This window comes from Bombella sp. ESL0385 (assembly GCF_009725755.1).
Classification (GTDB): Bacteria; Pseudomonadota; Alphaproteobacteria; order Acetobacterales; family Acetobacteraceae; genus Bombella; species Bombella pollinis.
Window position 1 is genome coordinate 634697 of the sequence record NZ_WNIJ01000001.1, and the last position, 20895, is coordinate 655591.

Annotated in this window: 14 protein-coding genes; 10 read left to right on the forward strand and 4 right to left on the reverse strand. The window is 50.9% G+C overall.

Annotation, left to right across the window (positions count from 1 at the left end; genetic code table 11):
- Nucleotides 1-40 precede the first annotated feature (40 nt).
- From mreC to GM557_RS02955, 5 genes are all read left to right on the forward strand, one after another.
- A complete protein-coding gene (gene mreC / locus GM557_RS02935) occupies nt 41-976 on the forward strand; it encodes a rod shape-determining protein MreC (RefSeq protein WP_155572890.1) in 936 nt (311 codons plus the stop codon).
- Between the two features lie 51 nt (nt 977-1027).
- Nucleotides 1028-1588 (forward strand): hypothetical protein, encoded by a 561-nt coding sequence (locus tag GM557_RS02940; protein ID WP_155572891.1) that lies wholly within the window; start codon nt 1028-1030, stop codon nt 1586-1588.
- Nucleotides 1589-1659: 71 nt separating this feature from the next.
- Nucleotides 1660-3594 (forward strand): penicillin-binding protein 2, encoded by a 1935-nt coding sequence (gene mrdA, locus GM557_RS02945; RefSeq protein ID WP_155572892.1) that lies wholly within the window; start codon nt 1660-1662, stop codon nt 3592-3594.
- 9 nt (nt 3595-3603) lie between these two features.
- Nucleotides 3604-4758: a rod shape-determining protein RodA gene (rodA, locus tag GM557_RS02950; protein WP_099026165.1), complete on the forward strand. Its 1155-nt coding sequence runs from the start codon at nt 3604-3606 to the stop codon at nt 4756-4758.
- A 30-nt stretch (nt 4759-4788) separates the two neighbouring features.
- Nucleotides 4789-5448 (forward strand): LysE family translocator, encoded by a 660-nt coding sequence (locus GM557_RS02955; protein WP_155572893.1) that lies wholly within the window; start codon nt 4789-4791, stop codon nt 5446-5448.
- A gap of 84 nt (nt 5449-5532) precedes the next feature.
- Here the strand turns inward: GM557_RS02955 and glyS are convergent, their stop codons facing one another.
- Nucleotides 5533-7635, reverse strand: a complete 2103-nt coding sequence (gene glyS / locus GM557_RS02960; RefSeq protein WP_155572894.1) for a glycine--tRNA ligase subunit beta — start codon at nt 7633-7635, stop codon at nt 5533-5535.
- Complete coding sequence (locus tag GM557_RS02965) at nt 7628-8524, reverse strand: glycine--tRNA ligase subunit alpha (RefSeq protein WP_155572895.1); 897 nt, start codon at nt 8522-8524, stop codon at nt 7628-7630. Before GM557_RS02965 ends, glyS begins: the two co-directional genes overlap by 8 nt.
- A 183-nt stretch (nt 8525-8707) precedes the next feature.
- Between GM557_RS02965 and GM557_RS02970 the strand changes: the two genes are divergently transcribed.
- The 5 genes from GM557_RS02970 (at nt 8708) to GM557_RS02990 (ending at nt 15205) form a co-directional block, all read left to right on the forward strand.
- A complete protein-coding gene (locus tag GM557_RS02970; RefSeq protein WP_155572896.1) occupies nt 8708-9508 on the forward strand; it encodes a DUF2076 domain-containing protein in 801 nt (266 codons plus the stop codon).
- Nucleotides 9509-9567: 59 nt separating this feature from the next.
- On the forward strand, nt 9568-11178 hold the full coding sequence (locus GM557_RS02975; RefSeq protein WP_155572897.1) for an FAD-dependent oxidoreductase: 1611 nt from the start codon (nt 9568-9570) through the stop codon (nt 11176-11178).
- Nucleotides 11179-11327: 149 nt separating this feature from the next.
- The gene (locus tag GM557_RS02980) at nt 11328-12278 is read left to right on the forward strand and encodes a GNAT family N-acetyltransferase (RefSeq protein ID WP_196424579.1); all 951 of its coding nucleotides are present in this window, start codon (nt 11328-11330) and stop codon (nt 12276-12278) included.
- Nucleotides 12279-12431: 153 nt separating this feature from the next.
- Nucleotides 12432-14252 carry an aspartate--tRNA ligase gene (gene aspS, locus GM557_RS02985; RefSeq protein WP_155572899.1) on the forward strand — a complete coding sequence of 607 codons (1821 nt, stop codon included), beginning with the start codon at nt 12432-12434 and terminating at the stop codon, nt 14250-14252.
- A 137-nt stretch (nt 14253-14389) separates the two neighbouring features.
- A complete protein-coding gene (locus tag GM557_RS02990) occupies nt 14390-15205 on the forward strand; it encodes a nucleotidyltransferase domain-containing protein (protein ID WP_196424580.1) in 816 nt (271 codons plus the stop codon).
- Here the strand turns inward: GM557_RS02990 and GM557_RS02995 are convergent.
- Together GM557_RS02995 and GM557_RS03000 are read right to left on the reverse strand one after the other, a co-directional pair.
- A complete protein-coding gene (locus GM557_RS02995) occupies nt 15202-17868 on the reverse strand; it encodes an adenosine deaminase (protein WP_155572900.1) in 2667 nt (888 codons plus the stop codon). The genes GM557_RS02990 and GM557_RS02995 overlap by 4 nt on opposite strands.
- Nucleotides 17868-20870: a hypothetical protein gene (locus GM557_RS03000; RefSeq protein ID WP_155572901.1), complete on the reverse strand. Its 3003-nt coding sequence runs from the start codon at nt 20868-20870 to the stop codon at nt 17868-17870. The genes GM557_RS02995 and GM557_RS03000 overlap by 1 nt, the downstream gene beginning before the upstream one ends.
- Between the last annotated feature and the right edge of the window lie 25 nt (nt 20871-20895).

Here is a 20895-nt window from a genome sequence, read left to right on the forward strand (position 1 = left end):
TGTGCTACAAAGAGGGTAAGAGGGGAGGAGCTGCTTTTTCATGATTTCCATCCATACACGTCAGCTTTTATCGGGGTTGGTTCTACCGGCCTTCGTGTTTGTGGCTGTGGGAATCATTCTAGCGGGGCAGATATGGTCTGATAAAATGGCGCGGATGCGCATGGCTGCGGTGCGGGAAGTCGGGCCAGTATATCAGGCGTTATTATTTCCGCAGCGACAATTTCATAAATGGCAGCTCACATTACAAGGTGTTGGTGACCTCTTGGCGGAGAATGCCCGCTTACGCAAAGAGAACCGTAAGCTCGCTTACTGGTATGGGGAGGCGCAAACACTCAAGCAAGAAAATACCCGTTTAAAATCTGTCCTCCATTGGGGGGCAGAAGGCGCGCGGGATTATGTAAGTGGCTGGGTCGTGCGTGATGAGAGCGGCCCTTATTTGCGCGCTGTGTTGCTGGGTGTCGGGGGGCATCACGTTACAGCAGGTAGCCTTGCCGTAGACGAGGTTGGCCTTGTCGGGCGGGTGAGCGAAGTCGGCCCGCAGGTGGTCCGTGTGTTGCTCATTGAAGATGCGGCAAGTCGTATCCCCGTTACGCTGCAAAATAGCGGCGGTGATGCGATGATGATAGGTGATAATACGCCTTACCCACGTCTGATGTATTATAACCAAAATATTCACCCCGAGGAGGGGGAGCATTTGGTAACGCGGGCACAAACAGCAGGGTTAACGGGTGGTATTGCAGTAGGGCGTGTCCATTATCTTGCACCGGGCCAGGCGGTTGTGGTGCCAGATGCTGCTTTGGAGCATTTGGACCTTGTGCGTATTTTTGATGGTGATTTCATGCCGGAGGGGCCAATTAGCTCTGACCGTGTGCGGGAGAAACCGCCGCTTTTACCAGAGCAACATGATGGGAACACGCCTTCAAGCTGGCAGAATCTACGCCGGTTTTTGCCATTCTCATCCTTACAAAATGGATGATGAGACAAGGGGCGTGTAAAAGGTGCGCTAAGGGGATGCAAGGGGGTGGTGATGCGGTTTGAGCATAGCGGGCTAGACCATGACGCGTTGGAGGGGGCACGGCAGCGCAAGCTTATGGTTCGGGTAAGGCGAAAGCTCTTCCCTTGTATCATTATGGTGGTACTGGCGATTATTCTCTCTGCTCCCTTTAGGATTTTGGGGCAGATGGAGTTGCAGGTAGCTCTTGTCCTGGGGACGGTGTGGTTTTGGTCGCTTTATCGGCCTGCTTTTATGCCATTAGTGGGGTTGTTTTGCGGTGGTTTGGTGGTGGAATTATTCAGTGTAAATCCGCCAGGTGTTCTCTTATTTTGGATGCTGGTTGCCTATGGCGTTGCTCATGGCTGTCGCGTTGGTTTATCGCGCCGGGGTTTTCTTTTGGCGTGGAGTCTTTATGGGCTAATCGTCCTTGGGGAAGCTTTGACAAATTGGGTGTTAATGGTCATCCGGGTACGGGGGGCACTCTCGGTCTATCCGATTGTATTTCAAGAGGCTTTGGCAGTGGGGAGTTACCCTTTTTTGCATATTCTTTATCTATGGGGCCTTTCCGTTATGGAAAAGCATGACAGATTATAATAGGCTGTGTAAATATAGCTTAAATAGCTTGATTTCTGTTTTTTTAATCCTTCTTTAAGTGTTTAGTCTGGATGTCCCTCTGGCGTAATGACCCCGGCTCGCTATTTCGGAAGCGGAGTAGTCCTACGGCCGACCTATCTTTTACAGAAGAACAGGTTGTCGGGGGGGGTATGTTTACGCGGCGCGCGCTGTTGATATTAGCTGTGCAGGCGGGCGTTATGGGCACTCTGGCGCATCATCTTTATAAGTTGCAGGTTGTAGAAGGTGAGACGTTAAAGGAGCAAGCACGCCGTAATCGGACGAGTCGGCGGCAAATATCGCCCGCACGTGGGGAGATTTACGACCGTTGTGGTGTGCTCGTTGCGGGGAATAAGCCAAATTGGCGCGCTCTTGTGATGGTGGAGGAGACAACGGACCTCCAGGCGGTGGTGGATCGGTTTGCCACCATTGTGCCGCTAGATGAGCGGGATCGGGCTCGTATAGAGCGGGACCGCAAACATATTCGCCGTTATGTGCCGCTGACGTTAAAAGAGTTTCTCACATGGGATGATGTGGCACGCTTGGGGTTAAACGCACCGAGCTTGCCGGGTGTGTTGATTGATGTCGGCACCACGCGTGAATATCCGTTTAAAGAGCTGATGTCTCATATTATCGGCTATGTTGCCCCGCCGAATGAGACTGATGTGCAGCATAACGCCGCATTGGCTCTGCCGGGGATGAAGATAGGCCGTGGGGGGTTAGAGCAAACACAAGAGGCTACGCTGCGGGGCCAGCCCGGCACGGTGGAGATGGAAGTCAACGCCTATGGCCGTGTGATGGGCGAGTTGGAACGTGTAGAAGGCCAACCCGGTGCGCGGCTAGGTTTGACGCTAGATACAGTGCTGCAAACACGCATCAGAGAACGCATTGGCGAGCGTGTGGCGAGTGCGGTTGTGATGGATTGCCGCAATGGGGAGGTGATGGGGCTGGTCAGCACGCCCTCTTTCGACCCTACTTTATTTGATGGCGGGATTAGCCGTACGCAATGGAATAGCTTAATTACCGACCCCGCTACGCCGTTGGTGGATAAAGCTGTGTCCGGTCTTTATCCGCCGGGCTCTACCTTTAAGCCTGCCGTAGCATTAGCGGCGTTGAAGGCCCATGCCATTACCCCTTCGGAGCGTTTTACATGTCCGGGTTATTACGACATGGGCGGGGTGCGCTTCCATTGTTGGAGCCGTTATGGGCATGGCTCTATTAACCTGCATCAGGCGTTGAAATATTCGTGTGACGTTTATTTCTATCAAGTAGCGCGCCGTTGTGGGATGGATGCGATTCACGAGGCTGCTGTTAGCTTAGGCCTAAGTGGCCATTTACCCATAGAGCTTCCCCATATGCGGGCGGGCTCTGTCCCCACGCCAGAGATGCGGCGGCAGCATGGGCATCATTGGAATGGCGGTGACACCGTTAATGCGGGGATTGGGCAAGGCTTGGTGCAAACAACGCCTCTGGCTTTGGCCACATATACATCTCGCTTAGCTACGGGGCGGATGGTGCAACCCCATCTTGTTCGGACGGTGAGTGAGAAGCTTGTGCCGGAGGATATTCCTCCTCTGCCCTTTGCGAAGGATTCTCTCATAGCTGCGCGGAGCGGGATGTTCGCGGTGGTGAATGAGCCACAAGGGACGGCTCCCCAAGCGCGTTTAAACCTCCCCGGTGTACAAATGGCGGGGAAAACGGGCTCGGCACAGGTGCGTAATGTTCCCCGCGCTTTGCGTGAGAGCGGGCATTTTAACTCTATGAATCTGCCGTGGCAGTATCGCCCTCATGCGTTGTTCATCTGTTTTGCACCCTATGATAACCCGCGTTATGCGGTTTCGGTCGTTGTAGAGCATGGTAATGCTGGTGCGACAGAGGCCGCCCCGCTGGCCGCGCAGATTATGACCGATACGTTGGTAAGAGACCCTGCTAATCGGACGTCACTCTCGCGCGGGGTTGTGGCACGCGCTGATGATGTAAGCGAGTAGGGGAGGCTTATGTCCCTCAAGGATTTTACTGTCCCTCGCACAGCGCGGCGTTTATTGCGAGCAGAGCCTAACCTGCGCATGTTCTCGCGTTTATGGCAGATTAATTGGTTTTTTGTTCTGCTGGTGTGCTGCTTGGCTGGTGTTGGGTATATCGCTTTATATTCAGCAGGTGGCGGGCGTGCGGAAGCCTTTGCTCAACCGCAGATTATACGCTTTGGCTTTGGGCTTTTGATGATGTTGGGGGTAGCCCTTGCTAGCCCGCGCGTTTTGCGGATGCTCTCCATCCCGATTTATGGTTTGTCCATCTTGCTTTTGGCTCTGGTGTTGAAAATGGGCCATGTGGGTAAGGGGGCAGAGCGGTGGATTAATTTGGGGGGCTTTCAGTTTCAGCCTTCAGAGTTTTCTAAAATCGCGCTGGTGTTGATGCTCTCAACATGGTTTTACCGGATAGGGCGGGAGCGGATGGGAAATCCGCTGCGCTTGATTATCCCCGCGATTTTAACGGCTATTCCTGTCGTGTTGGTGTTAAAGGAGCCTAACCTTGGCACGGCAACCATTGTGGGTGTGATTGGGGCCTCGCTCTTTTTTGCCGCAGGGATGCGCTGGTGGTTAATCATCCTGCTGGCTGCGCCTATCCCGTTCTTAGGGCCGTTTCTTTACAGCCACCTGCATGATTACCAAAAAGCGCGGATTGATACGTTTCTACACCCTGAGCATGACCCGTTAGGGGCCGGGTATAATATCCTACAATCGCGGATTGCCCTTGGGGCGGGTGGTCGCTGGGGGCAAGGCTATATGCATGGCACGCAGGGCCAGCTTAGCTTCCTGCCAGAAAAGCAGACGGATTTTATCTTCACCATGATTGGTGAGGAATGGGGCTATGCGGGCGGTGTGTTGGTGATTGGCCTGCTCTTTCTCATCACAATGAGCGGGATGTTAATTGCACTGCGATGCCGTAATCGGTTTGGCCGGCTGGTCGGGCTGGGTATCTCGATGGATTTTTTCTTATATTGTGTTGTAAATCTCTCTATGGTGATGGGGGTCATCCCTGTTGGTGGGGTGCCTTTGCCACTTATCTCCTATGGGGGGTCGGCCATGTTGACAATGATGTTTGGTTTTGGCCTGCTTTTATCAAGCTGGGTCCATCGGGATGACCCTGATTAAAGCAATAAGCGTGAGAGGTAGTCGGTCTTTATGCATGCGTGGCTTCTCCCCTTATTAGCGTTTACGACCGCTGGCGCACTTTTCACCATTACGCCGGGGTTGGATTCCATCATGGTTTTACGGACAGCCGCAGCAGAGGGGCGGCGCGCTGGGGTAGGGGCCATTTTTGGCATCGCGCTCGGGCTAACCATATGGGGCTTAGCGGCCGCTTTCGGGCTGACGGCATTATTGGCTGCCTCTAGCAAAGCCTTCTTCATCGTAAAATGTGTGGGGGCATTGTATTTATTATGGATAGGCTGCTCTCAGCTCTTTCATCCCAGGGCCGCGTTGACAACGTCCCCTCCAACGACATTTCGTCCCCCTCTTACATCTCGTCACGATTTTTGGTCCGGTTTCCGCCGAGGGGTGTTGACGGACTTGCTGAACCCTAAGGCGGGGATTTTTGTGGTGACGTTCTTTCCACAATTCATCCCACCAGATGCCAATATTGTGGCTTTTACCTTAGTACAGGTGGTGATTCAGGCCTTATTGACATTTATTTGGCTAGGGCTGCTAGTGGCTCTTACTGTGCCTTTAGCGCGGTTTTTTAATAAGCCGGTGGTGGTGCGGCGGCTTGATCGGCTTACTGGGCTGGTGTTTATCGGGTTTGGGGCGAAGATATTCCTCACCCATAGTCCCGTCGCTCCTTGATAAGAACGGACATAAAAAGGCCGGTCAGGACCATAACCCCACCGGCCTTTATAATGATGTGCTGAAAGTGTGATGAAGGGTGGTTTAGCCTTCAATCTTGCTAAAATCAGCAATGAGCAGCCCGCTTAGGCTAAAGCGTTTTAAGAGGCGCAGGCGATTGCTGCGTTGTGCTGCATCGTCTGCATTTACCGTGACAGCCTCAAAGAAGCGGTCGATCACCGGGCGTAGAGCGGCAAGATGCTGCATAACGCTGGTGAAGTCCTCCTTCTTCAAATGGGCATCAATAATAGGCCCAGCCTCTTTAAGGGCGTCATCTAGCGCACGCTCCTCCTCCTGCACATAGAGATGTGCTTCTGGCGTGGGGGCGTAGGGGCCGTCTTTTTTCTCCTCAATACGGAGGATGTTGTTGGCACGGCGATAGGCGGCGAGAAGATTCTTCCCATCCTCTGTGCCTATCATGGCAGAGAGAGCCTCCACCCGGTTGAGCAGGCGGACGAGGTCACCATCTAAATGCTTAAAGAGGGTTGTGCCCTCTAGGGCCTGCGTGACGGCCAATGTGGCATCCAGCACGTCATGGCGGCGGCCTTCATTACGCAGTTGGACGCGCAGCCTATCGATGAAGAACCCATCCATATCCTCAAGAGCGGAATCCTTACCGGCCTTGCTGGCATGAGGGATAGCCGCTTTGGAGAGCAGGTGGCCAAGGTCTAGGCGGAGGCCATTATCACGAATGGTGCGGATGACGCCTAAAGCGGCGCGGCGCAACCCGTAAGGGTCGCCAGAGCCACTGGGTGTCTCCCCAATTGTGAAGAAGCCTGCCAGCATATCCAGCCTATCAGCGAGAGCAACGGCGATGGAGATGGGCGCGTTAGCTGTTTGGTCGTTCAACCCGCGGGGCATGTAATGCTCAGCAATGGCTTGTGCCACCTCTGAGGCTTCACCATCATGGGCCGCATAATAGCCCCCCATGACGCCTTGAAGCTCAGGGAACTCACCCACCATGCCCGTTGTTAGGTCTGCTTTAGCGAGCAGGCCCGCCCGCTTAGCATGGGCTATCTGCCCCTCATTAAGGCCCATATCTGTGGCGATGAGGCCCGCTAAAGTGGCGATGCGCTCTGCACGTTCTTTTTGCGTGCCAAGCTTAGCATGGAAGGTCACAGCCCCTAGCGCAGCGACACGCTCTGCGAGTTTGGTTTTGCGGTCAAGGTCCCAGAAATGCCGGGCATCAGCAAAGCGGGCGCGTAGGACGCGCTCATTCCCCGCGATGCAGAGGGCCCCTGCATCGGTGAAGCTTTGATTGGCGACAAAGGCAAAATAGGGAGCCGCTTTGCCCTCTTGCGTACGCAGGGCAAAATAGCGTTGATTTACCCGCATGGAGACCTGCATCACCTCTGGCGGAAGGTCCATAAAGGCATCATCAATGCGGCCGAGCAAAGGTACGGGATATTCCACCAACCCGCTGACTTCTTGGACAAGCCCTTCATCCTCAACGAGCTTTAAGCCTTTATCCTCGGCTAATTTATGCACACCATTGCGGATGAGATCAGCGCGTTTTTGTTCATCAAGGATGACATGTCGAGCCTCTAAATCCCGCAGCCATTGCGCCGTATTGGTGATGGTGAACGTGCCGGGGGAGAGGATGCGGTGACCCTCTGTCATATTGCCGCTTGTAAGGCCATGAGCATCATCATCCTGACGCGCAAGGCTGAAGGGGACGGTCTGCCCATCCAACACACAGGCAATATGATGAAGCGGGCGCACCCATGTAAAGAGCGAACCATTGCCCCAACGCATCGCCTTAGGCCAAGGGAACTTCCATAATAGCTCTGGTAGCTGCTCGGCGATGAGAGCTGCTGCATTGATGGGCGGGAGCGTGCGGTGGAGGACCCAAAAGCCGTTCTCTTTTGTTAGAGCATCGGGGGAGACACCATGTTTACGGCAAAAACCAGCGAGGGCTTTCTCTGGCGCGTTCTCACGCGGTCCACGCTCGGAGAGAGTGCGCGCAGGGATGCTCTCATCCACCTCTAGGCTAGCGGCAATATGACGTGCCCCGTAAAAACCGCGCATAGTGCGGGGGTTGAGGGGGGCTAGGGCTTGCTCTAGCAAGCGGGTAAGGTCCTCTGCCGCGCGGGCTTGCATCCCGGAGGGGATTTCCTCACAAAAAAGGTCAAGTAGCAATTCAGCCATGGGTGGTGTCCTCCTCATCTCCAGCAAGCCAAGCTTCGCAGGCGGCTTTCGCTAATGTACGCACACGCCCAATATAAGAAGCACGCTCGGAGACGGAGATAACCCCGCGCGCATCTAAGAGGTTAAATAGATGGGAGGCTTTTAAGCATTGGTCATAAGCTGGCTGGGCCACACCGGCTTCAGAGAGGCGGATAGATTCAGCCTCGGCAGCGTTAAATTGGGCAAGGAGCATATCCGTATCGGCAAGCTCGAAATTATGGCGGGAATAATCACGCTCAGCCCGGAGGAACACATCGCCGTAAGTGAGGCCCCGACCGTTGAAGTCGAGGTCATAGACATTCTCCACCCCTTGCACATACATAGCTAGCCGCTCCAACCCGTAAGTTAGCTCGGTAGAGGGGATGACCGTTGGGATGCCGCCAACCTGTTGGAAGTAGGTAAATTGCGTCACCTCCATCCCATCGCACCAGACTTCCCAACCAAGGCCCCACGCGCCGATTGTGGGGTTCTCCCAATCATCTTCAACAAAGCGGATATCGTGCTTCTCTGGGTCGATCCCAATCGCACGATAGCTCTCAAGCAGGAGGTTCTGGCTCTCTTGCGGTGTGGGTTTGAGCAGAACTTGATATTGATAATAATGCTGTAAGCGGTTGGGGTTTTCCCCATAGCGACCATCAGAGGGGCGGCGGCATGGCTGCACATAGGCCGCAGCCCAAGGCTTACGGCCAAGAGCGCGCAATGTAGTATGTGGCGAGAGTGTGCCTGCGCCAAGCTCGGTATCGTAAGGCTGAAGGATGGCACAGCCCTTTTGAGACCAGAATTGATGAAGACGCAGGATAAGTTCCTGAAAGCAAGGGGGCCGGGATGCGGACAATTCACGAGGCTCCATAAACGTAAAGCGTTGCGCCTACTCTATAGGATGAGCGGCATAATCGCTAGCAGCTAGAAGGCAATTTTGGCATGAGGGGAGGAGGGGCCTTGCAGGGGTGGGGAACAGTATCCTATCTTATGGGGCAATAAGGGCGGTCTTCCTAGCCGCTATAGCCCCTGCCTGATGAAGGATAGCTTATTCATGAATTCGGAAGAACGTGATCTCATAAGCCGCTTTGTTGCTCGTGTTGGGGGCGGGGTAGGGCTGCCAAATGGTCAAGGGCCAGCCAGCTTGCCTCCCATTGACCCAGAGGCGGACCGCTATATTGCTGAGACCTTTCAGCGTTATCCAGAGGCGCGCTACCGCATCACGCAGCTTGCTGTTGTGCAGGAGGCGGCATTAGCCCAAGCGCAAGCGCGTATTCGTGAGCTTGAGATGCAGCTCCAGCAAGCACGAGGGGAGATAGCGTTATTGCAGCAGCAAACGGCCTCGCAATCGAGTACGCAAGGGGGGCAGTCTGGTGGATTCTTCTCCGGGTTGTTTGGCCGTGGTCCTGCTACGCCGCCGCCGCGTGGGGCAGCGTTGCCACCGGGTTGGGGCCCAGCCTCTGGGGCGGCTGCGCCGGAAATGGGGCGGGCTTATGCCCCACCGCCGGGCTATCAGCCGGGGATGTTTGCACGCTCTGGCTCGGGCTTTCTAGGTTCGGCTTTGACAACAGCGGCTGGTGTCGCTGGTGGTATGATGGCAGCGCATGCGTTGGAGGGGCTGTTCTCTGGTGAGCATGGGGCCCATGAGGGTACCGCTGGGACGGGGGCCGATTTTGGTAATGAGACAACCATCGTTAATAATTATTATGGCGATGGTGCGAATGGGGATTTTAACGGCCCACAAGGGACAGACCCTTTTGGTGGTAGTGGGACAGATGCTGGGGGCTTTGGCGCACAAGATTTCGGCCCACAAGATTTTTCTGATGATAATGCGGACCGGGACGATTTCTTCTAAGCCTCTTTATCAATAGAGGGCGATAGTAGCGTTGCGGTATGAAAAGGGATTAGGGCGCGATGGTGGAGAAAGCTCCTCAAGTGGTTCAGGAAGCAGGAACGCGAGGGGCTGGCTCTCCTGTGCCGGACCAAACTCTTTATGATGTCGCCGCGATAGAGGATGTGCGTGAAGGAGACATCCTGCCCATTACGCTACAAGAGCAGTCTATTGCGCTTGTGCGGATGGGGGATGATATCCACGCTATCGGGCGGCGATGCCCGCATAAGGGTGCGACATTTCGCGGAGACTTGGCTTGTCGTAGCTCTGTGCATGGGGATGTGGTTGTTTGCCCATGGCATAAAGCTGTCTTTGGGGTACGAGATGGTAAGCTGAAAGAGCCTATCGCTTTTTCACATTTGCCGGTTTACCCGGTCCGGCAGGTGGAGGGGCGTGTTCTTGTAGGGGCGCACCCGATGTCTCGCAAACCGGCTGAACAGAGCGGAGAGGAGGAGAGGGTCCTCATCGTAGGGGCTGGGGCAGCTGCGGCGAGTGCGATTTATACATTGCGGGAAGAAGGTTTTGCAGGGCGCATTACCTTGATTGGGGATGAGGGTTTTTTGCCCTATGAACGTCCGGCTTTGAGCAAAGGGGTCTTCCTCGGTGGGGGGGAGAAAGTTCAACCCTCCCCTCTTTTGAGCGAAGCTTTTTATGCACGGCATGAAATTGCCCGTATGCGGGGCAAGGTCGTTGCGCTGGATTGTGAGAAAAAGGAAGTCCTTTTAGAGGAAGGCAAGCGGTATAGTGCTGACCACATCCTTATCACCACAGGGGGGCGGCCCATTTTGCCGCCATTACCGGGGATAGAGCTTGAGGGGGTGATGTCCCTCCATACGGTACGGGATGCGTGGAAGATTGCCGAGGAGATTACGGGAGACCAAGCCGTTATCCTCATAGGCTGTGGGCTTACAACGTTAGAGACAGCTTCTGCTCTGCGGCAAAAAGGGGCTGGGGTGACCATCATTGCAACAGAGCGTCCTTTCCCTATGGAGGGGCAATGGGGGCGCGAAGTTGGGCAGATTCTACGCCGTCTGCATGAGGATAATGGCGTTGCCTTTGTGACAGATACCGCCGTTGTGGGCATCCACGGGACAGAGCGCGTCACGGGGGTGGAGCTGGGTGATGGTATGGTGCTTAATTGCACGCATGTGCTTGTATCCGTTGGGAATAAGCCATCACGGGATTTTTTGCCCTCTCATATTGAGGATGAGGGCGTGGTAGGGGGTATTATCGTAGATGATACTATGCAGGTACGCCCCGGTATTTATGCGGCTGGGGATGTGGCTGCGTTCCGGCGGAATGGAGCATTATGTCGGATTGAGCATTGGCGTCCTGCCCAATGTGAGGGCCGTGCAGCAGCACGGAGTATTTTAGGCCTCCCGCCCCAGCCTATGCCTGTCCCGTGGTATTGGACGCAGCAATTTGGCAAAAAGCTGGAATATTTAGGTTGGGGTGAGAGCTTTGATCATGTTTTGATTGAGGGTGACCTCGGCGGGTTTGATTTTATGGCCGCTTATATGAAGGGTCAAAAAGTTGTTGCATTAGTCTCCTCAGGCCGTTCTGCAGCGATGGCACGCGCTGCCGTGGATTTTGAAGGATTTGTGGCGCGAGAGGTTAGGACGCGTATTGTATAAACGGCCCTTTAGATAGAGATAGTAGGAGGATGAAAGCCGAGCCGCACAGCCTAAGACTATAAGAAATTAAAATAATTATTAGTATAACTTACTACAATTTAATGTTACAGCTATACCTGTCTTTAAACATGATTTATAAAGTGTTTCTTATGGTTGATGCTACTTCAACATCAAAGCCGCTATCTATTTTTCATCAAGATTGGTGGTTGGAGCTAGCAAGCCGTGGGCAATTTTCATCTATTGATATTGAGATGGGTGGGAAAATTGTGTCTCATTTTCCATTCATTGTAAAAAAGAAATTAGGTTCTCCCGTTATAAGGATGCCGAAATATACGCGGATATTAGGCCCGCATTTATCGCTCCCGCCTTCTAAGCCATTTCGACATGAACAAAATATTCGACACGTTGTTGAAAAAACAATCGCGCGTTTACCCAAGCATGATGGGGTTCAATTTTTTGTAGACCCGGATAATGAGTCCTTACTGGCCTTTCGTCTAGCGGGGTTTAAGGTCATGCATGACTTTACCTTTCGCATTATGCCGGAGAAGCCATTGGAGGCTGTTTGGCATGATTGTGACCATAAAACGCGTAATCTTATTAGGACAGCCGAGAAGAAGCTCTCTGTTCAGCAGGCGGGAGATTGTGAAAGATTTATTGGCCTAGTACAACGAGAATTGCCGCATAATCATCATGATTTCCCCCTGTTAAAGGCGTTGTTTGATGCTGCTTATCAACGTGACCAGGCGATGGCCCTCTATGCTTATGAGCAAGAGAGGCTTGTCTCTGCCGCATTATTAATATGGGACGAGCAGACGCTTTATTTTTGGCAATCGGCACGCTGTCATTGCTCTAGAGTACCGGGCATGACGATGTTGCTTATTTGGGAGGCGATGAAGCAAGCCAAAAAGCGGTATCTGATTTTTGATTTTGATGGTTTTGGCTCTGTTCGTACAGCAAAAATGTTAGCGAGCTTTGGGCAAAAGCCAGTCTCCCGGCCGGAAATCCGCTTCGGTACATGGGCGTATAATATAAAATGTTACATCATTGATACGGTTAAGAAATACATCATCAAGAAACATGGCAATTATGATTTTTATTGAATCTCTTTCTCTACCATAGCAGGAGCAATGACGGATTAAGATTGGCGTTTTTTTAGTTTTTCAGGTAGGAAGCAGCGAGAAGAGGGATGCTGCGTCAGGATGGCGTAAGGCACCTTATGCCGTTAGAGACGATAATAACGAGGTTTGAGATTCATGCACCAGTACCGTACCCATCTTTGCAATGCCCTGCGTGCTGATGATGCAGGCAAGACCGTACGGCTCTCTGGCTGGGTTCATAGCAAGCGGGACCATGGCGGGCTGCTCTTTATCGACCTACGCGATAATTACGGCATGACGCAAATTGTCATCCCTTCTGAGGGGGCATTGCTCGAAAAAGCCGAGCGTTTGCGGGTGGAGAGCGTCATCACCGTCACCGGTGAGGTCGTGGTGCGTGAGGATGGGCAACGTAACCCCGCCTTGCCAACAGGGGATGTGGAGGTTCGTGCCAGCGAGATTGATGTGCAATCTCGTGCGGAGGTGCTGCCTTTCCAAGTGGCGGGGCAGGAGCATTATCCTGAGGATTTACGCCTGAAATATCGTTATATCGACCTCCGGCGTGAGAAGATGCACCGCAACATCGTCTTGCGGAGCCAGATTATCACCAGCTTGCGCCGCCGTATGGTCGAGCAGGGCTTTACTGAGTTCCAAACCCCTATTCTTACAGCTTCCTCCCCAGAGGGTGCGCGGGACTTCCTCGTGCCAGCACGGTTGCATCCGGGTAAGTTCTATGCGTTGCCGCAGGCTCCGCAGCAATTTAAGCAGTTGGCGATGGTGGCGGGGTTTGACCGCTACTTTCAGATCGCTCCCTGTTTCCGTGATGAGGCTTCCCGTGCGGATCGCAGTCCCGGCGAGTTCTATCAGCTGGATTTTGAAATGTCTTTCGCCACGCAGGAAGATATTTTCGCAGTGCTAGAGCCAGTATTAGCGGGCGTGTTTAATGAGTTTACCCCAGAGGGATGGAAGATTACCGAAGGGGCCTTCCCCCGTATTCCCTATGCGGATGCGATGCGCGATTATGGCTCCGATAAGCCGGATTTGCGTAACCCGTTGATTATTAAGGATGTAACGGAGCAATTTGCAGGCTCTGGCTTTGGGTTATTTGCGCGTATTGCTGCCTCTGGTGGGCAGGTGCGGGCGATCCCGGCGCCGGGTGCGGGCAGCCGTCCTCGTGCCTTCTTCGATAAACTTAATAATTGGGCGCGGGAACAAGGGGCTGGTGGTCTTGGCTATATTATTTTTGATGAAGAAGGTGGGAAAGGCCCAATTGCCAAAAATCTGGAAGCCGAGCGCGTTGCGAAAATCCGTGAGATGTGCGGCTTGAAGGCCGGTGATGCTGTGTTCTTCGTGGCAGGGAAGGGTGATGAGGTCGCCAAATTCTCCGGCGTGGTGCGGACGAAGATCGGGACAGACCTAGAGCTGATTGAGCAAAATGCCTTCCGCTTCTGCTGGGTGGTGGACTTCCCCATGTATGAGCGTAATGAGGAAACAGGAGAGATTGACTTCTCCCACAACCCGTTCTCCATGCCGCAGGGTGGCTTGGAGGCCCTGAATACGCAGGACCCGTTGAGCATCAAGGCTTATCAGTATGATATTGTCTGTAATGGTGTGGAGCTATCCTCCGGGGCGGTGCGTAACCATCTGCCAGAGGTGATGTTACGGGCGTTTGAGATTGCAGGTTATGGCCCTGATGTTGTGGAGGCGCGCTTTGGTGGGATGCTCAATGCCTTCCGCTATGGTGCTCCGCCGCATGGTGGTGCGGCACCGGGTGTGGATCGCATCGTCATGCTGCTCGCTGATGAGCCGAATATTCGTGAGGTCATTCTCTTCCCGCTGAATCAGAGCGGGGAGGATTTAATGATGGAAGCTCCTGCACCGGTCGAGCCAGCCCGCTTGAAGGAGCTTTCCCTCAAGCTGGACTTGCCTAAGCCGAAACCTTCTGCTTCCAGCGGTAACGCGGCGGAAAAGAAGGGCTGAGTTACAGCCTTGAGTGGATGGTTTAGGTGGTGAGATAAAGGCCGGGATGGTAAGTCCATCTCGGCTTTTTTGTAGCGGGGCTATGTCTTCTTGTGATGGTCTGGGCCATTCTGGGGAGGGGAAAGAAGGAGCGGCGCATGAGTTTTGATGAGATGATGCCGGATTACGTGCCGGAAATTGCTCCAGCGGTGCGGGCGGAGGTCATGGCCAGCTTGCGACAGATTGAGCAGGATCATGATGTGGAGATCCTGTTTGCTGTGGAGAGTGGCAGCCGTGCATGGGGGTTCCCCTCGCCAGATAGTGATTATGATGTGCGCTTTATCTATCGCCATCGGTTGGATTGGTATTTGTCCTTAACGCCAGGCCGGGATGTGATTGAGCTGCCTATCTCTGATGATTTGGACGTAAATGGCTGGGATATACGCAAGGCCCTGAATCTATTGATGAAACCTAATCCCACTTTGTTGGAATGGTTAGTCAGCCCGGTGCGTTATGTATGGCAAGCACAAGCTGATGAGCTTGCCGCCTTTGCCCAGCAGATTGAAGCGGGATTAAGCTGCCAACTTCATTATCTAAATCTAGGGCGTAATAGCTGGAAGCGTGCCTTCCAACAGGATGGAACAACACGTTATAAGCGGCTGTTTTACGCGCTACGCCCGGCTATGGCGTTACGCTGGATGCGCCTGCACGGGCAGGGCCAGCCCCCGATGAACTTTCAAGCCCTTTGTCAGGGCTGTGACGTGCCACGCTCCGTATTGGGGCCTATCCGGGAGTTGCTGCATCTTAAATCCAGAAGCCGGGAGCAGCAGAGCGGCCCTTCCATCCCTGCGGTGAATGAGCTTATCGAAGCCGAATTCGCCCATGCCGAGGCCTGCCCCTTCCCCAAACCGCAGCAAGATGTGCAGAAGCAGGCTGAGGCTTTGTTCCGAGCCATGATGAAGGTGCCGTTTTAGGAAAAGCGGTATTGTTGGGCAGTAGCACAAAGTCGTTTGAGTATATCTTCGGCGTTTATGTGGGGTAGCGGTTGTGTTGTCTGAAGCATCGTTAATGCTCTAAAGAGATGGGCATATTCCATCCGGAGGCTTGTGGCGAAAATCCCCGGGTCATCAGACCCAACAACGATATTGGGTAAATGTGTGAGATGGCCATAGCCAAGCCAGTTGGTGATATGATGGTCTGCATAATTTTTATGGATACTAATTCTAATATTGCTGCTTGGTAGTGTTTCGATGGCGATGTGGCGTTCTTGCAGTAAGCTGATAGTGAGTTCCTGTAATGTGGATAATATTTCTATGGTTAAGATATTATCTTCCTGTCGTATAGGTATTAGTTCTTGAGAACGAGACAGGGGACCGTAGTCCTGTTTTTTGAGTTTATTTATCTGATGACGTTTTAGATAATGTTGGTATGCAGGGAAGTCATTCATTGCTTTTTTGTGCAGTAACTTTTCTTGGCGGCGATTACTATCAACATCATAATAACGGTCATATTTGATAGCAGGGTCATCATAATGATAATCTTGTACAAGTGGGTCTAGGTAACGTAGTTTCCAGGCACGGTATAATAGATCTGGTGTTAAGGTAGTATCGTTCCAGATATAGCTAGCTAGCCTTTTTATTTCTTCATCTAGAAGGGGAAGTCTATCGAGGAGGAGTGCTTTTTCTTTTAGAGTACCCCAAGCGAATACGAGGTCATCTAATCTGTCTTCGCAGGGTTGGACGATGCGGCCACCAACAGCGTCCCACCAATGCTGGGGATTGAGTCCGGCAGCGGTACCGTGGCCGATGCGACATCCTGAAGAAAGATCTAGAAAAAAGACAGCTTCATTGATTGCCCGGATTCCGGCGGCAAGGTGGCAGAAATCTTCGCCGACATGATACGTCTTGCGTTTAATGCCCTTACGATACATTCGTCGAAAGACAGGAGCAAAGGCCTCAGGGCTAGCGTGACGCTCATTGCTGGCAGCATCTATACCTGAGATAAGGTCGTAGAGACCAGGTGTTTGATCTAATATCTTGAGGAGAGCCCGGGCAGAACGATCCGCATCACAACGGACGTTACTATTTCTGCATAATGTAGGAACCTTTCTTTTGTTTGTAGCCTGCTTTTTTATAAAATGGGCGGTAAGCCCTAACCTTAGACGGCGTTGGGTATGGCGTTCACTTCTTTCCGCTTCAAAGTCTTTAGTTATGTCCAAATAATTTTTGAGAGAAATAGGTGGTTGTGAAGCACCACAGAAGTTCCTTTTGGGATTGTCACGGGATTTACCTTGGGGTGTTTCATTTAAAAAATATGAATAGCCACGTAGAATCTGATAAAGAATATTAGCGTTCTTTTCTGGTGTTACTTTAGGGGCGAAACGCCCTTCTAAGAAGCTGATAGACTTTTGAGTGCCACGTTCTATTTGTCGGAAACGCTCTGTATATGTTTTTTCTGTTTCTTCGCGCAGATCATTATTTGTAATATATTGGAATTGGTCAAAACCGTTTTGATTGCTTTGTTGGACAAGAAGACGACAAAATTGGGCACGGACTAATACATAAAAAAAGAAGCAGATGCCCTCAAAAGAGGATGATTCTTTAGAAGTAAGGCGATCTATAATAGATGCCAGCCGTATGGCCTCTCTCGCAGTAATGTGCAGGTTAGAATAGGCAGGGGTACGTATGGCTTTGAGATAGCGGCTTGACCACGCTAAATCCCCCTCAGAGAGAGCCTCTTGTGCGTTAAAAGAGTTATTTTCAGAGGTTTCTAATAGATAGCTTTTAAGAGCCGCCGCATGGATAATTCTATTATGGAGTATTTTTGGGGTTAGGGCGTGTTCTTCTTGTTTTAAGAGACGGGCGACTCCATTGCCGATAGGGGTAGATATGCCGCCCTCAGAGGAGCTGTTATGAGTGAGACCGGCTATGATTTTTTGATGATTTTTCAGCCCATCGACCCATACTTTTTCAGCCTCAGTAGTTCCATTGAGGTGCATGTGTGTTTCTTCTAGCCCTATATCGCGGCACAAATGGTCCATAAAGGGGTTATTATCAATGGGGAGGGTACTATCGCATAGTAAATGCTGTATATGCGTATAATATGTAACACATAAAGAGTTGTAGGACGCACTGCCTTTGGTGGGGGCAGGGCAATGTCTGGTCAGCCATCCTGCTATAATGAGAAGAGGCGGAACGACAAGGATAAGGTCCTGCCATTTTTCGAGCAAATGGGAATGAACCCGTAGCGTTTTATCATGACCTTCGACTAGAAAGACGTCCCCTAGTTTTTGGAGGAGGAAAGGGAGAGAGGAAATAGGGTTGTTGATTTCCTCCTTTTTGAGGGGGAAGGTGCTTTTGCCCAACGCCTCGATAAGCCAAGCGACTTTATTCTCAATGGCTTCATCCGTGAGAGCCGAGTATAATTGTCGAAAGTTCAAGAAGCGGTCTTCTAGGAAGATCCTCTCTATGTCCTTACGTTCATTTTTTTGCTTCCAAAAGGCATTTAGGACCTTGGGACCATAATCCTTGGCGTTGAATTGATTCAGCCGAGTAAGCAAGCTTGTGTGAGAAAAGCTTGCTTTGGCGAGAGCAATAAGGTGGTCTTCTAGAAGGGCATCTCGAGAGTAGTAATCCATTATTTTGAACTATGATAGTAACGTGGCACTACATTGAGGATTTTGAAGAATCCTGTTTGTTTAACGGTATCGTTATTACGTTTTGAACGTATGCGGCTTGAACGTATGCGGCCAATTAAAATATTGAAAGAGGGTGGGGTGAGGAAAACAGCGATTGAATGCTTCTTTGTTGGAAAATTACTGGTGATTAGGGCCTTTTTGGCTGCTTCATATAACGGTGTTCTACCCCCTGTTCGATCGGGTGGTGGTAAAAAAATCCATATGAGCGGGCAGGAGAGGACGGACGCTGCAAGGGGATGAAGAGGGGATTCTTCTTCTGTGGTTCGATTTAGAGCACGAATCAGAGGCTCGTCTGTATGTTTGGGAGCTTCGACACGGTACTGGCTATTGGATGTGGCCGTGATAAGGACATGGAGAATATTTGTGATTTGGCGTTGTAGGATAAGCCCAGTTTGCCAGTTCTCGCGGACTTCCGTGTCCAGGGAGATAAGTTGTGCGTGTATTTGATTCGCTATTTCTCCGAGCATGGTGGGAGAGATATGAAAATCATCTTTTTTCCTTGAACAGTTGAAATATTCTTTCGATGATTCTCGCCACTCTTTTATTTTTTCAACAAATTTGTTAAAGGAATCGTTATTCCCAGCATCATCTGAAGAGACATTATCGTCTTTATCTTCCTCATCATCTTCATTAAGGGGGGTAGAGGTAGAATTGGTTATTTTATTATTATCCTTGATGGAAAAGGCGGGTACGGTATCTAGACGTTTCCTTTTGTTGAACAATTCATCCATGAAGGAAGCAGGTGAGAGGTCATTCCTTAAAAGCTCTACGATAGCGGCGAAGAGAGAAAATGCCGAAATAGAATCGTATTCTGCGCCATCAAGGGCGTACCGTTTATAATAAATAAGCTTCAGAATATCGCCGAATTTTCCACTGCGTGCAATGATGTCGCCGATCGTAAACCACGCTATGCCGCGCTCAATGGCTCTGTTGGTAAATGGCTGAGCAGCCGCTTCCAACGGAGCAGCCTCTTTAACATCATAGAGCCATTCTCTAGAGAGGTATATTGGCTGCTTATTTTTTTTATTGTTATCTTTCAGCTTAAAGCCGGGGGATGGATTATCACCATTATTTGGTTTGGTATTATTTGGGCTGTTCCCGGATTCAGTGTTATCTGGCTGGAAATGTCCAACATGAATATTTCTTAGAGAGGCGTCCTGACCTGAAACAGTAAATCCAAACATCAAGCCTAACGTGCTAAGCTTATCCCTGGGTTCTTTTAAAATGCCGACTGAGCCGAAGCAACTAGCTTTTGTTGTGCCGATAGAGGTTTGTTTGTTAGAAATACCCTCTAGACGACTGATACTACCAATACGAGCGATGATTTCGAAGAGGCTGCTATCCGTGCCTGTATCTGACCAGAGGAAGTTAACCATGGCAGTGCGAACGTCGGGAATTGTATAATCGCCACGCTGCATCATTTGAATGGGGAGATTGACGGTCAAGAGAGTCCTGAAAGCTGCGTAAAGTGATTGGTCCAGCTCTTGCGCAAGGGCTAGGGCAAGGCAGTGTACAATTACTGCTTTTCTCGAATCATTAGGGACCCCAAACAAGCCTAAGCTTGCGGGGGCATCTTGCCCTGCAAGCCAGCGAAACACAGTAAAGCGTGTGTCCTCAGCTGTTGTATAGGCGAGGTGTTGTACGTCTATCCCTGCATGCCGTAGGCGGGCTTCAAATACTTTTTGGACCGCTTGTCGTGCCGTGGTGGTTGTTTCATTGTCTAGGGCATAGAGGTAATCAATAACGATACGTAAATGCTCGCGGGAAATAATATCAAAAAAGGGATGAGGGATGGTATCGTGTCCATTTAGAAGGAGGCGATTAATATGCTTACTTACCCACTCATCTATTTTAAAAGGTATGTCATTCTTGTTTTTATCTTCATCATTTGTGCTGTCGTAAGTATTTTTGATATAAATAATGTCTTTATTACCGTCTCTTGTTTGTTGGATGATACCACTGAGGGGCAGCATAGCAATACGGTTTTGTGGGGGGATAATCTTCAGGAGATATTGTTCCTCAAGTTCCCATACAGCTCTGGAAAGGCTAGTGGCGCTGCCGCCCATTAGCTCATTATCGTGATCTAGAATATTTTTTCCCAGCGTATCGTAAATACTGCTACGAACAAGGCGGCCATAGAGATCTAGATCGCCGGAAATAATTAAAACAAGTTGAGGGGTTGTAAGATATTTACGGATGGCCTCGAGAATACTACGGCCATGCTCGAAATTGGTATCTATATCATCAAAAGCGAGGATAAAGACTTTCTTATTTAAAACCTTTAAAGCGTGATGAATGTAATTTTGGAAAGCTTTCTCAAAGAAAGACCCTTTCTTCGCCTTGCGTAGGCCAGTGCTCATAATCCATAGAGGGTCTTCCCAGTTCGCCTCGCCATAAGGCTCAGCCCGACCGATGCCATCAATGAGCGTTAAGCCTTCAGCCATGTCCTCCCGTGCTTTATCAACTTCTTTATATTGGTCAGTCTCTGTATACATAAGGGAGCAGTGACGGTCCAAGATTTTATCAATCATTGCGATTATTACAATGATGATATGTTGTTTCGTCTCAATAAGAGTAGGGTCTATGATAGGTAAAACACAAACCTTCCCAGCTAAGTCATGTGATTTTTTGCTAAGATCATCAGGGAATGTATAAGCTTGCTTTTGCTCATTTGTGAATGCTTCTTTCCCATCAAGTGCATGAAGAGCATTGAGGAGAAATGTGGTTTTCCCACTACCACGGCCGCCCTCAATAAGGATGGCTTGGTGGGTATGATGGTGGGAGAGAGCATCTTGGCTAGGTAGTGAAAAATTTTCAACAGTTTGAAGCTGCATACTGATGAGATGAAAGAGTTTGTTAAAAGCTTCATTTTGAAGGATGTTACTGTGATTATGCCCTTCTTTTGCTTTGTTATGTTCTCTATATAAAATTAATGAGCTCATCTTGAACATCCCTTCACCATAACAT